Genomic DNA, 12,191 nt, shown 5'->3' on the forward strand with positions numbered 1-12,191 from the left:
GTCAGGGCACAGATGAGGGCGGGCGTCCGTACGGGCGCCCGCCCTTCGCCGTCCCGGCCCGTCAGCAGGTGAGGTCGGCCGACTCCGGCAGGGAGCTCAGCAGACCGGGGCGTTCGCGGGCGATGTCCTTCTCCCCGACGAGGACATAGTCCGCGGTGGCCGCCTGCCGTGGGACGGCGACCAGGACGCGGTCACCCTTGCGCAGGTCCTTGCGGACGGCCTCCTCGTCGACCAGCAGGCTCAGCTCCCGCTTTCCCTTCTCCGGCTTGTACGACCGGGTCACGCGCAGGGTGATCCGCTCCTGCTCGGCCGTGCCGGGCACCGGTTCCACCCGGGTCACCTCGCCCTCGGCGACCAGGCCCGCGCAGGCCAGGTAGCCGGGACTGGAGAACGGCGAGCGGGGGGCGGCGGAGTCGGCGGCCTTGGCGCCGGACGCGCTGCTGGAGTCGGCGCTCATACCGCCGCCGACGCCGCTCTGCCCGAGCAGCCAGACCATGCCCGACAGCACGCCTGTGACGGCGGCGACGGCGAGGCCCGCGAAGGCGAACCTGCGCACCGGACGCCGGTCGCGGGGCGCCCGTACCGCCGCGGGCCGCCGTTGCGGCCGCGGTTGGGCCGCCAGCGCGTCCCCGATCAGCCCGAGCTGCTCGCGCAGCAGCGCCACATCGGCCTCGGCCCGCCGGTGCTCGGCGAGGAAGGCCGCGTCGGCGCCGTCCGGGGGCCGCTCTCCGGTGATCGCGGCCATCAGCGCATCGGCGCCGTCGGCCATCCCGTGGGTCTCGTGTTCGGCGGTCATCTCACACCACCTCGTCCTCGTGCAGGCGGGCGCGCAGGGCCCGGACCGCCGTGTGCAGCCTGCTCTTGACCGTGCCCTCCGGGACGCCCAGTTCCTGGGCGATCGAGCGGACGGGCAGGTCGGCGTAGAAGCGCAGAACGAGGACCTGACGCTGGGCGTCGGGCAGCTCGTCCAGTCCCTGGGCGACGGCCACGGACAGCACGCTGGTGTCCTCACCGGAGGGCTGCTCGTGCTGACGCAGGGAGGACAGCCGCTCCCCCAGCCGCTCCTGGCGCTTCTTGGCCCGGTGCCAGTCCATGGCCAGGTTGGAGGCGACGACCGCCGCCCACGCGGAGACGTCCCGTGGGGCCTCGTACCCCTTCGCCGCCCGCTCCAGCAGCCGCAGGCGTACCTGCTGTACCCCGTCCGGCAGGTCCGCCTGCGGCACCCCGCCCAGCGCGAGCACCGCCCGCACCCGGCGTTCCTGAGCCGCGTCCAGGGGATCGCCGTGATCGTCCTCCTGGGCACGGCGGGCCTTTCTGCGCAGCACAAGCCACCCCCCTCACCGCGTTTCCTCTACGACGCAGCAGCGCACGGAAACGTTCGACCGGATGTCGCCCCGCGCGTCGAGGCGTACGTCACACCCGCGCGCGGAGCTGCACGGCTTGCGGCGAAGGGGGATCGTAGGACGAACTTCTCCAGCTCAGCAGGGGCGCGGCGGGAGTTTGGCAGCCGCGGCTCCGGTGGCGCCGTCCCGCTCCTCGGGCATGGCACGCAAAGAATTGGACAGGTAGCACCGGGTCGGCCGCATGATGGAAAAGCCGCAGACACCGAGAACAGCCAGAAGGAGTCACCGTGAGGGTCGGAATCGTCGGAGCCACCGGTCAGGTCGGCACGGTCATGCGCAGGATCCTCAAGGAACGGAACTTCCCCGTCACCGAGCTGCGCCTGTTCGCCTCGGCCCGCTCGGCCGGGACGGAGCTGGACGGCGTGACGGTGGAGGACGCGGCGACCGCGGACTACTCCGGTCTGGACATCGTGCTCTTCTCGGCGGGCGGCGCGACCTCGAAGGCGCTGGCCGAGAAGGTCGCCTCGCAGGGCGCGGTCGTGATCGACAACTCCTCCGCCTGGCGCAAGGACCCCGAGGTCCCGCTGGTCGTCTCCGAGGTGAACCCGCACGCGATCGCGGACCGCCCCAAGGGCATCATCGCCAACCCGAACTGCACGACGATGGCCGCCATGCCGGTCCTGAAGCCGCTGCACGCCGAGGCGGGCCTGGAGGCGCTGGTCGTCGCCACCTACCAGGCGGTGTCCGGTTCCGGTCTCGCGGGCGTGGCCGAGCTGCACGGCCAGACCCAGAAGGTCGTGGCCGACGCCGACAAGCTCACCCACGACGGCGCGGCGGTCGACTTCCCCGAGCCCGGCGTCTACAAGCGGCCCATCGCCTTCAACGTGCTGCCCTTCGCCGGCAACCTCGTCGACGACGGCCTGAACGAGACCGACGAGGAGCAGAAGCTCCGCAACGAGTCCCGCAAGATCCTGGAGATCCCCGCACTGAAGGTCTCCGGCACCTGCGTCCGCGTCCCCGTCTTCTCGGGCCACTCCCTGCAGGTCAACGCCCGTTTCGCCCGCCCGATCAGCCCCGAGCGCGCCACCGAGCTGCTCGCCGGTGCCCCGGGTGTCGCGCTCTCCGACATCCCGACCCCGCTGCAGGCCGCCGGCCAGGACCCGTCCTTCGTCGGCCGCATCCGCCAGGACGAGACCGTCGACAACGGCCTCGCCCTGTTCATCTCCAACGACAACCTCCGCAAGGGCGCGGCCCTGAACGCGGTGCAGATCGCGGAACTGGTGGCGGCGGAGCTCAAGGGCTAGGGTCTGCGCACCTCGTAGAGGAAGCAGCCGTACTCGACGGCCCGGACGTGGACGAGTGCCACGGCCGGGTCGTCGAACGCTTTGTGGAAGGCGTCGTCGTCCGGGGCGTCGACCAGTTCCCCGCCCAGGATGTGCCCGTCGGCGGAGTAGCGGCGCAGGACGCGGCGCGCGTTCGCGAACGGGTGGCCGTCGAGGTCGGGGCCCGCGCACCCCCCGGCGTGGACGAAGACGGGGCCATGCTCGTCGTAGGCCCCAGGTCGGGCGCCGGTTTCGGCCGCCCAGCGGCGCAGCGGCGCGTACGACACCAGGGCGATCCGCTCTCCCGGCTCGCTGCGGCGCAGACAGCAGCGCAGGGGCGCGCCGCCCTCGTCGTCGGTGAACGGGGCCGTCGGGCGGCCCGCGTCGTCCTCGGTGCGCAGCTCCTTCAGGACGGAGGGGTCGAGGGGTCGTGCGGTGTAGGTCGTCATGTGTTCACGGTCGCGCGCGGCCGCCGCGCTCACCGGCGGTTATTGGACATCGCCTTCCCCCCACCGGCGTGGAAGGATGGCCGGACCGCCGAACCGACACATACCGAGGAGATGACCGCGTGCCTGGCACAAACCTGACTCGCGAAGAGGCTCAGCAGCGGGCGAAGCTGCTCACCGTCGAGTCGTACGAGATCGACCTCGACCTCTCCGGCGCGCAGGAGGGCGGTACGTACCGGTCCGTGACGACGGTGCGCTTCGACGTCGCAGAGAACGGTGCCGAGTCCTTCATCGACCTGGTGGCCCCCACGGTCCACGAGGTCACGCTGAACGGCGACGCGCTCGACCCCGCGGAGGTCTTCGCGGACTCCCGCATCGCCCTTCCCGGCCTGCTGGAGGGCCGCAACATCCTGCGCGTGGTGGCCGACTGCGCGTACACCAACACCGGTGAGGGCCTGCACCGCTTCGTCGACCCCGTCGACCAGCAGGCGTATCTCTACACCCAGTTCGAGGTGCCCGACGCCCGCCGGGTCTTCGCCTCCTTCGAGCAGCCGGACCTCAAGGCCACGTTCCAGTTCACGGTGAAGGCGCCGGCCGGCTGGACCGTCATCTCCAACTCGCCGACGCCCGAGCCCAAGGACGACGTCTGGGTGTTCGAGCCGACGCCGCGGATCTCGACGTACATCACGGCCCTGATCGTCGGCCCGTACCACTCCGTGCACAGCGTGTACGAGAAGGACGGCCAGTCCGTGCCGCTGGGCATCTACTGCCGGCCCTCGCTCGCCGAGTTCCTCGACTCCGACGCGATCTTCGAGGTCACGCGGCAGGGCTTCGAGTGGTTCCAGGAGAAGTTCGACTACGCCTACCCGTTCCAGAAGTACGACCAGCTGTTCGTGCCGGAGTTCAACGCGGGCGCGATGGAGAACGCGGGCGCGGTGACCATCCGCGACCAGTACGTCTTCCGGTCCAAGGTGACCGACGCCGCCTACGAGGTGCGCGCGGAGACGATCCTGCACGAGCTGGCCCACATGTGGTTCGGCGACCTGGTCACCATGGAGTGGTGGAACGACCTGTGGCTGAACGAGTCGTTCGCCACCTACACCTCCATCGCCTGTCAGGCGCACCACCCCGCCTCGCGCTGGCCGCACTCGTGGACGACGTTCGCCAACTCCATGAAGACGTGGGCCTACCGGCAGGACCAGCTGCCCTCCACCCACCCGATCATGGCCGAGATCCGTGACCTGGACGACGTCCTGGTCAACTTCGACGGCATCACCTACGCCAAGGGTGCCTCCGTCCTGAAGCAGCTCGTCGCCTACGTCGGCATGGACGAGTTCTTCCGCGGCGTGCAGGCGTACTTCAAGCGGCACGCCTTCGGCAACACGCGCCTGTCCGACCTGCTCGGCGCGCTGGAGGAGACCTCCGGCCGCGACCTGGGGAACTGGTCGGAGAAGTGGCTGCAGACGGCCGGCATCAACGTCCTGCGCCCGGAGATCGAGACCGACGCCGACGGTGTCGTCACCTCCTTCGCCATCCGCCAGGAGGCCCCGGCGCTCCCGGCGGGCGCCAAGGGAGAGCCGACGCTGCGGCCGCACCGCATCGCGATCGGCCTGTACGAGCTCGACGAGGCGAGCGGCAAGCTGGTCCGCGAGGAGCGCGTCGAGCTGGACGTCGACGGCGAGCTGACCGCCGTACCGCAGCTGGTCGGCAAGCGCCGCCCGGCCGTGGTGCTGCTCAACGACGACGACCTGTCGTACGCCAAGGTCCGTCTGGACGAGCACTCGCTGGCGTTCGTCACCGAGCACCTGGGCGACTTCGAGTCCTCGCTGCCGCGCGCCCTGTGCTGGGCGTCGGCCTGGGACATGACCCGGGACGCCGAGCTCGCCACCCGCGACTACCTGTCGCTCGTCCTGTCGGGCATCGGCAAGGAGTCCGACATCGGTGTCGTGCAGTCGCTGCACCGCCAGGTGAAGCTGGCGATCGAGATGTACGCCGACCCGACCGCCCGTGAGGCGCTGCTGACCCGCTGGACCGACGCCACGCTCGCGCACCTGCGTTCCGCCGAGCCGGGTGGCGACCACCAGCTGGCCTGGGCGCGTGCGTTCGCGGCCACGGCCCGTACGCCGGAACAGCTGGACCTGCTGGAGGCGCTGCTCGACGGTTCGCAGACGGTCGAGGGGCTGACCGTCGACACCGATCTGCGCTGGGCGTTCGTGCAGCGGCTCGCGGCGGTCGGCCGGTTCGACGAGGCGGAGATCGCCGCCGAGTACGAGCGGGACAGGACGGCGGCGGGCGAGCGGCACGCGGCCAGCGCCCGCGCCGCCCGTCCGACGGCCGAGGCGAAGGCGGAGGCCTGGGCGTCGGTCGTGGAGTCCGACAAGCTGCCGAACGCCGTGCAGGAGGCGGTCATCGGCGGGTTCGTGCAGGCCGACCAGCGCGAGCTGCTGGCGCCGTACACGGAGAAGTACTTCGAGGTGGTCAAGGACATCTGGGGGTCCCGTTCGCACGAGATGGCCCAGCAGATCGCCGTGGGTCTGTACCCGGCGTTCCAGGTCTCGCAGGAGATCCTGGACCGCACGGACGCCTGGATGGCCGACGCGGAGCCGAACGCGGCCCTGCGCCGCCTGGTCTCGGAGTCCCGCTCGGGCGTGGAGCGCGCGCTGAAGGCGCAGGCGGCGGACGCGGCCGTCTAGTCCCCGCTACGACGACGAAGGGCGCCCGGCGATCCGCCGGGCGCCCTTTGCCGTACGTGTCCTCAGCGGGCCACCATGCCGCCGGTGACGTTGACGAAGGTGCCGGTGAGGCCGGCCGCGTGGTCGGAGGCGAGGAAGACGGCGGTGGCGGCGACCTCGGCGAGGGTGGGGTTGCGGCGCGTCATGCGCATCTGGGCGAGGCCCTCGACGATGCCCTGGACGGCGGCGGCGTCGATGGCCGGGTTGACCGCGGACAGCTTCTCGACCGAGAACGTCTCCGGCACGCCGGCCGCCCACATCCCGACGGCCCGCACCCCGCGCGGTCCCAGCTCGATCGCCAGGTTCCGCACGAGCGTGTCGATGGCGGCGTCGGCGGGCCCGGTCCCGCCCATCATCGGACTGCCGTGCGCGGAGCCGCTGTTCAGGGTGAGGATGACTCCGGAACCGCGTTCGGCCATGCGGCGGCCGGCCGCGCGGGCGGTGAGGAAGTTGGCGCGCAGGCCGTCGGTCACGGGCCGCAGGAAGTCGTCCACGGGCATCTCGGTGAGCGGGGCGCCCTGGACGTCGCCGCGCGTGACCAGGTTGAAGGAGACGTCGACGTCACCGACGCGCGCGAGGTGCTCCTCCACGGCCCGCTCGTCGAGCGCGTCCACCACGGCGACCTCGGCGTCCTTGATGCCGGCGGCCACCGCCTCCAGCGTCTCGCGGGTGCGGCCCACCAGGTGCAGGCGGGCTCCCTCGGCGGCGAAGGCGCGGGCGACCGCACCGCCGATCGAGCCGCCGGCGCCGTAGACGATCGCGGTCTTGTCGGTGAGCAGCATGGTGATCTCCTGAGGAAAGGTGGTCCGTGTCGGTCGGACATACAGACGCACGGGACCGCGAACGCTCATCGGTCGGACGGGATCACAGGCGCAGCGGCAGGCCGAAGGCCGGGAACAGGTGCGGCTCGAAGGAGGTGATCTCCACGATCCGGTCGTCGGCGTCGAAGCGCAGGACGTCGAGGACCTGGGCGCGGTAGACGTTGGTGCCGGGCCGGCGGACGTAACCGCCCGCCGCGAGCTGGCCGTTGGCGCGGGCGGGCAGGTGGCGCCAGTGGCCGAAGAACATGGGGGACGCCGGGTCGAGGGTGGGCCGCAGGAACTCCACGAGGGCGTCCCGGCCGGTGAACCAGAAGGGGTTGGGCGGCATCGTCAGCGTGACGTCCTTGCTGAGCAGGTCGGTCATCGCGGTGAAGTCGAGCGTCCGGGCCGCGGTCATGTACTGGTGCAGGACGGTGCGCTGGGACTTTGTGGGCTCGGCGGTGCGCCAGTCGGCGCGCCGGCCGGGCAGGTGGTCGCGGAGGGTGGGGCGGGCGCGCTGCAGGGCGCTGTTGGCGGAGGCGACGGTCAGGCCGAGGGCCTGGGCGGTCTCGGCGGCGGACAGGCCGAGGACGTCCCGCAGGATCAGCACGGCGCGCTGGCGGGGCGGCAGGTGCTGGATCGCGGCGAGGAAGACCAGCTCCAGGGTTTCCCGGGAGACCGCGGCGGCCTCGGGCTGTTCCTCGGCGGAGGGCAGTTCGTCGTCGGGGTAGGGCTGGAGCCAGGTGAGACGTGCGGGGGGTTCGCCGGTGCCGTGGTTCATGCCGGGGATGGGCTCGTAGCACTGGGGGCGGCGGGCGGTGCGGCGCTGGAAGTCCAGGCAGGCGTTGGTGGCGATGCGGTACAGCCAGGTGCGGGCGCCGGCCCGCCCCTGGAACGCGTCCCGGGCCCGCCAGGCCCGCAGGAAGGTCTCCTGTACGAGGTCCTCGGCGTCGTCGTAGGAGCCGGTCATGCGGTAGCAGTGGACCTGGATCTCGCGGCGGTGGGCCTCGGTGAGGGCGGCGAAGTCGGTCTCGGTGAGGGGGGAGGGTTCCGTCACGGGGGCCGGCGTGACGCCTTCCTCGGCGGTGGCCGGCGTGACGTCTTCCGTCACGGCAGTCGGCGTGACGGAATCGTTCGCGGTGTCCCGTGCGACCCGGGCGACGCGCCTGAGCCGGGCGACGGACGCCGACAGCTCGGTCACCCCGGAGTACAGGACGGACGCCGGCTGCGGCACCAGCTCCGTCACCCGGCGCCCGATGTCGTCGATCAGCCCCTGCACGCCGGTCGCGGCGCCGGCCGCGTTGCCCTGCCGCTCCCGGTAGGCCTTCTGCCGGCAGGCGGCCGAGCAGTACACGGAGCTGCGGCCGGTGCGGCCCGCCCGCGCGGGCAGCGGTTTGCCGCAGCTGGCACAGACGTCGGCGACCATGGGCACCTCCGGGCCGGGCGCGTTGCGTCACGTGGGGACGGAGTGACGCTATCGCGGTACGCGGCCGCGGGGGAGTCTCCCTCACACCGGTTCGGCCGGCCCGGTGAGGTGGGTGCGGGCGACCTTGCGGAACGCGGTCGTCAGACGGCCGCGGTCGCCGGCCCGGGTGGCGAGGGCGACCTGGCTGGGCTCCACTCCGTGCAGCGGGACGGCGGCGAGGTCGGGGCGCAGCCGGATGCCCGTCGGCTAGGCCGTGCTGACGAGGGCCTCCCCGGCGGCGACGACCTCGAACTTGTCCTCCAGGTCCTGGATCTCGGGGCCCTCGGGCACCGGGCGGCCGTCCGGTCGCGGTTCCAGCCGCCAGAAGGCCGCCCAGGCGGGGTCGGCGCCGGTGATCCGGGGCATCGGCTCGTCCGCGATGTCGTCGACGGTCACGGACTCCTTGCCGGCCAGCCGGTGATCGACGGGGACCACCACGGCTCTGGGCTCGTCGTAGAGGACGGTCACGTCCAACTGGTCGGTGGCGAAGGGCAGCCGGGTCACCGCGACGTCCACCCGGTGTTCGAGCAGCGGTCCGCCGCCGTGCGGTTCCCGCCGACCGTGCACGGCCGCGGCGACCACGGCTTCATCGCGATGCTGGTCGCACTCGCCCGGGAGAAGGGCTTTTCCGGTCACGTCGGTGACGGCGCCAACCTCTGGCCCGCCGTGCACCGCTCGGACGCCGGCCGCCTGGTCCGGCTCACCCTGGAGTCGGCACCCGCGGGCAGCCGCCTGCACGCCGTGGGCGAGGAGGGCGTCCCGTTCCGTGACATCGCCGCCGCCATCGGCCGCCACCTGGACCTGCCGGTGCGGTCCGTCCCCCCCGAGGAGGCGGAGTCCCACTTCGGCTGGCTCGGCCACATCGTCCCCCTCGACGTACCGGCGTCGAACACGCTGACCCGCAAGTGGCTGGCCTGGGAGCCGGCGGGCCCGGGCCTGCTGGAGGACATGGACGAGGGGCACTACTTCAGCGCGTGGGCCTCGGTGTGGACGCGGGCGAGGGCGCAGGGACGGGCGGCGGCGTAGGCGCGGGCGGCCGCGTGGGCGCGGGGCGGGGCGCTTCCTTCGCGGCGTTTCCTCCGGCGACGCGGGAGGCGCGCCGGCCGGCCCCGAGCTGTCCCGTCACCGTCGCCCCGAACGCCAGCGCCATCCCCGCCAGTTGAACCGGCGTGAGGGTCTGGCCGAGGGCCGCCCAGCCGACGATCGCGGCGGTGAGCGGGGAGAGCGGGCCGAGGAAGGTGACCTGCGTGGCGGTCAGGCGGCCGATGCCGCGGAACCAGAGCCAATAGGCGACGGCCGTGTTGGCCAGGGCGAGGTAGAGGTAGCCGCCGATCGCGCGGGCGTCCAGGGCGGGCGGGGCGCCCTCGACGAGGAGGGCGAGCGGGGCGATGAGCAGCCCTCCGGCGGTCAGCTGCCAGCCGGTGAGCGCGAGCGGGCCCACACCCTCGGGGCGCCCCCACTTCTTGGTCAGCACCGTGCCGGTGGACATCGACACGGTCGAGGCGAGGGCGGCCAGGACGCCGACGGGGTCGAGCGCCCCGGCCGCCCTCAGGACGACGAGACTGACGCCGAACGCCGCCGCGGTCCCGGCGAGCAGGGCCCGCCGCGTCGGCCGCTGCCCCAGCAGCAGCGCCGACAGCCCGACCACGAACAGCGGCCCGACCGAGCCGACGACGGCCGCCATGCCGCCGGGCAGGCGGTAGGCGGACAGGAACAGCAGCGGGAAGAACGCGCCGATGTTCAGCGCGCCGAGCACACCCGCCCGCCACCACCAGGTGCCGCGCGGCAGCACCCGGCCGACGGCCAGCAGCACCAGCCCCGCGGGAAGGGCGCGCGCGAGCGCCGTGAACAGCGGCCGGTCCGCCGGGAGGAACTGGGTGGTGACGGCGTAGGTGGTGCCCCACGAGACGGGCGCGAGGGCGGTGACCAGGACGGCGGCGGAGCGTTTCATGACCGGATTCCTTCGGCAGAATCAGCTTGGCTCTAATTAGCTTAGCGCTAAGCAACTTTCCGTCAAGCTACTTTCTTGCGGCTGACCGGACCGGTGCGGATACTCGGGACATGAGTGCAGAGCGCAAGGACGCCGTCGACGCGATCATCGACCAGTGGGCGCGGGCACGGCCCGACCTCGACACCAGGGCGATGGAGGTCTTCGGGCGGATCTACCGGCTCTCGCGCACCATGGGCGACCGCATGGAGAAGGCGTACGCCCCGTACGGCATCTCACGCGGCGAGTTCGACGTCCTGGCGACCCTGCGCCGCTCCGGGGAGCCGTACACGCTCTCGCCGCGCGAGCTGTCGGCGACCCTGATGCTCACCACGGGCGGCATGACCGGCCGCCTCGACAAGCTGGAACGCGCCGGCCTCCTGCGCCGCTCCCCCGACCCGCACGACCGCCGGGCCCTGCAAGTGACGCTGACGGACAAGGGGTTGGAGGTCATCGACCAGGCGGTCGGCGCGGGGCTGGCCGTCCAGACGGAGGCGCTGTCCACGATGAACGACGAACAGGTCGGCCAACTGGCCGACCTGTTGCGGGAGTTGCTGGCGGGAACACAGGGGACGGAGCGCTAGACCCGTCCTCAGCCGACGTGGCGGGCGAGCGCGTCCTCGATCGTCGCCGCGTCCGCCGAGTCCGCCGCCCAGGCCACGTATCCGTCGGGCCGCACCAGCAGGGTCGTACGGCGGTCGCTCGCCCAGCGTTCCACCGTCAGCCGGTCCTTGCGGGCTCCCTGGCCGGCGTACGGCTCCGGGGTGATCAGGACGAACCGGCCGCCCCGCAGGGCCTCGTGGAGGCGGCCGCTCTCCAGGGCCACGTCGGGGACGCGGGTGCCGGTGAGGCGGTGGGCACCCCGGGGTGCCGGGTACCGGTAGCCGATCCCGGTGATCTGGAGGGCCGCCCTGCGCCGGGCCGGCGTGACGGTGTTGAGGAAGGTCGTGAGCGCGCTGCGCAGCCCCAGCTCCCACCGGCCCTTGGCCATCGCCAGCCGCACGATGCCGCCGCTGCTGCGCAGGACCGCCTTGCCGACGGGGTGCCGCTCGGCCTGGTAGGTGTCGAGCAGCGCCGGTTCCGCGTGGCCGTTCACGACCTGGGCGAGCTTCCAGCCGAGGTTGGCCGCGTCCTGCAGACCGGTGTTCATGCCCTGGCCGCCGGCCGGGGTGTGGACGTGCGCGGCGTCGCCGGCGAGGAAGACGCGGCCCACGCGGTACGCGGGCGCCTGGCGTTCGTCGCTGTGGAAGCGGGACATCCAGCGGGCGTCGTGCATGCCGTAGTCGCGGCCGAGGGCGAGCCGGGTGACCTCCTTGACCTCGTCGAGGCCGAGGGGCTCGCTGTCGGCGACGTCGCGGGCGCGGTTCCAGGCGATCACGCGGTAGTAGCCGTCACCGAAAGGCGCGAGGAAGGCGAAGGCGTCGCCGACGGCGTTGACGGTGAGCAGGGTGTCCGGCTCCTCGGCCAGCCGCACGTCCGCGAGGACGACGGACCGGATCACCGAACGGCCGGGGAAGGGCAGCCCGACGGCGTCCCGTACGGCGCTGCGCATGCCGTCGGTGCCGACGACGTACTCGGCCCGCAGCGACTCCGTGGCGCCGCCGGGGCCGCGGACCTCGACCGTCACGCCGTCCGCGTCCTGGGCGAGCCCGGTCAGCTCGGTCTCGTGCCGGAACTCCACCCCCGCCTCGACGGCCCGGCGGTACAGGGCCTTCTCCACCTCGTACTGCGGGATGACGAGGAGGTGGTTGAAGCGGGAGGGGAGGGTGTCGAGCTCCACGGTGAGGCGGCCGAAGAGGCGGAGGCGGTCGAGGGGGCGGCCGGCCCGCTCCAGCTCGTCGGCGAGGCCGCGGGCGTCGAGCTGCTCCAGGGTGCGGGCGTGCAGGACGAAGGCCCGGGACAGGTTGCTGATCCTGTGGGGGCGCTTCTCGACGAGGGTGACGGGGACACCGGCCTCGGCGAGGTCCGCGGCGAGCAGGAGCCCCGCGGGGCCGGCGCCGACGACGAGCACGGAGCGGTGGGGTGCGGTGCCGTTCACGGGGGCCTCCTGGTGCCAACGCTTGTTTGCCAACACTTGTTTGCCAACGACTGTTTGC

11 protein-coding genes and 1 pseudogene are annotated in these 12,191 nt (G+C 72.7%); 4 read left to right on the top strand and 8 right to left on the bottom strand.

From position 1 onward, the window contains the following. Positions 1-61: 61 nt before the first annotated feature. Together FBY22_RS35110 and FBY22_RS35115 are read right to left on the bottom strand one after the other, a co-directional pair. Positions 62-796, bottom strand: a complete 735-nt coding sequence (locus FBY22_RS35110) for a hypothetical protein (protein ID WP_142151998.1) — start codon at positions 794-796, stop codon at positions 62-64. Position 797: 1 nt separating this feature from the next. Further along, a complete protein-coding gene (locus FBY22_RS35115; RefSeq protein WP_142151999.1) occupies positions 798-1,325 on the bottom strand; it encodes an RNA polymerase sigma factor in 528 nt (175 codons plus the stop codon). Between the two features lie 305 nt (positions 1,326-1,630). Here FBY22_RS35115 and FBY22_RS35120 point away from each other — a divergent pair, with 305 nt between their 5' ends. Next, positions 1,631-2,647 carry an aspartate-semialdehyde dehydrogenase gene (locus tag FBY22_RS35120; RefSeq protein ID WP_142152000.1) on the top strand — a complete coding sequence of 339 codons (1,017 nt, stop codon included), beginning with the start codon at positions 1,631-1,633 and terminating at the stop codon, positions 2,645-2,647. Here FBY22_RS35120 and FBY22_RS35125 read toward each other — a convergent pair. Next, entirely contained in the window at positions 2,644-3,114 is a 471-nt protein-coding gene (locus tag FBY22_RS35125) for a DUF1203 domain-containing protein (RefSeq protein ID WP_142152001.1), read from the bottom strand. The genes FBY22_RS35120 and FBY22_RS35125 overlap by 4 nt on opposite strands. A 119-nt stretch (positions 3,115-3,233) precedes the next feature. Between FBY22_RS35125 and pepN the strand changes: the two genes are divergently transcribed. Beyond that, positions 3,234-5,804 (top strand): aminopeptidase N, encoded by a 2,571-nt coding sequence (gene pepN / locus FBY22_RS35130; RefSeq protein ID WP_142152002.1) that lies wholly within the window; start codon positions 3,234-3,236, stop codon positions 5,802-5,804. 62 nt (positions 5,805-5,866) lie between these two features. On the opposite strand, the gene FBY22_RS35135 is transcribed toward pepN, so the two are convergent. The 3 genes and pseudogenes from FBY22_RS35135 to FBY22_RS45485 all read right to left on the bottom strand — a co-directional run. Further along, positions 5,867-6,625, bottom strand: coding sequence for an SDR family NAD(P)-dependent oxidoreductase (locus FBY22_RS35135; RefSeq protein WP_142152003.1), 759 nt, complete (start codon positions 6,623-6,625; stop codon positions 5,867-5,869). 82 nt (positions 6,626-6,707) lie between these two features. After that, positions 6,708-8,069, bottom strand: coding sequence for a sigma-70 family RNA polymerase sigma factor (locus FBY22_RS35140; RefSeq protein WP_142152004.1), 1,362 nt, complete (start codon positions 8,067-8,069; stop codon positions 6,708-6,710). Between the two features lie 81 nt (positions 8,070-8,150). After that, positions 8,151-8,639: pseudogene (locus FBY22_RS45485) on the bottom strand (LysR substrate-binding domain-containing protein); the annotation flags it as partial. Between FBY22_RS45485 and FBY22_RS45490 the strand changes: the two are divergent. Continuing rightward, the gene (locus FBY22_RS45490) at positions 8,628-9,134 is read left to right on the top strand and encodes a hypothetical protein (protein WP_399212593.1); all 507 of its coding nucleotides are present in this window, start codon (positions 8,628-8,630) and stop codon (positions 9,132-9,134) included. The pseudogene FBY22_RS45485 and the gene FBY22_RS45490 sit on opposite strands and share 12 nt — an antisense overlap. Here FBY22_RS45490 and FBY22_RS35150 read toward each other — a convergent pair. Then, positions 9,076-10,059 carry an EamA family transporter gene (locus FBY22_RS35150; RefSeq protein ID WP_142152005.1) on the bottom strand — a complete coding sequence of 328 codons (984 nt, stop codon included), beginning with the start codon at positions 10,057-10,059 and terminating at the stop codon, positions 9,076-9,078. The two genes, FBY22_RS45490 and FBY22_RS35150, sit on opposite strands and share 59 nt — an antisense overlap. A gap of 110 nt (positions 10,060-10,169) precedes the next feature. On the opposite strand from FBY22_RS35150, the gene FBY22_RS35155 reads away from it, so the two are divergent. After that, the gene (locus tag FBY22_RS35155) at positions 10,170-10,679 is read left to right on the top strand and encodes a MarR family winged helix-turn-helix transcriptional regulator (RefSeq protein WP_142152006.1); all 510 of its coding nucleotides are present in this window, start codon (positions 10,170-10,172) and stop codon (positions 10,677-10,679) included. 8 nt (positions 10,680-10,687) lie between these two features. Here FBY22_RS35155 and FBY22_RS35160 read toward each other — a convergent pair whose 3' ends face one another. Further along, a complete protein-coding gene (locus FBY22_RS35160; protein ID WP_142152007.1) occupies positions 10,688-12,133 on the bottom strand; it encodes an FAD-dependent monooxygenase in 1,446 nt (481 codons plus the stop codon). Positions 12,134-12,191 lie beyond the last annotated feature (58 nt).

This window comes from Streptomyces sp. SLBN-31 (assembly GCF_006715395.1).
Taxonomy (GTDB): Bacteria; Actinomycetota; Actinomycetes; order Streptomycetales; family Streptomycetaceae; genus Streptomyces.

Excerpts from the sequence above, each read along its gene's own strand:
- FBY22_RS35140 (WP_142152004.1), bottom strand. The coding sequence starts at position 8,069 with ATGGTCGCCGACGTCTGTGCCAGCTGCGGCAAACCGCTGCCCGCGCGG.
- FBY22_RS35150 (WP_142152005.1), bottom strand. The coding sequence starts at position 10,059 with ATGAAACGCTCCGCCGCCGTCCTGGTCACCGCCCTCGCGCCCGTCTCG.
- FBY22_RS35110 (WP_142151998.1), bottom strand. The coding sequence starts at position 796 with ATGACCGCCGAACACGAGACCCACGGGATGGCCGACGGCGCCGATGCG.
- FBY22_RS35155 (WP_142152006.1), top strand. The coding sequence starts at position 10,170 with ATGAGTGCAGAGCGCAAGGACGCCGTCGACGCGATCATCGACCAGTGG.
- FBY22_RS35135 (WP_142152003.1), bottom strand. The coding sequence starts at position 6,625 with ATGCTGCTCACCGACAAGACCGCGATCGTCTACGGCGCCGGCGGCTCG.
- FBY22_RS35125 (WP_142152001.1), bottom strand. The coding sequence starts at position 3,114 with ATGACGACCTACACCGCACGACCCCTCGACCCCTCCGTCCTGAAGGAG.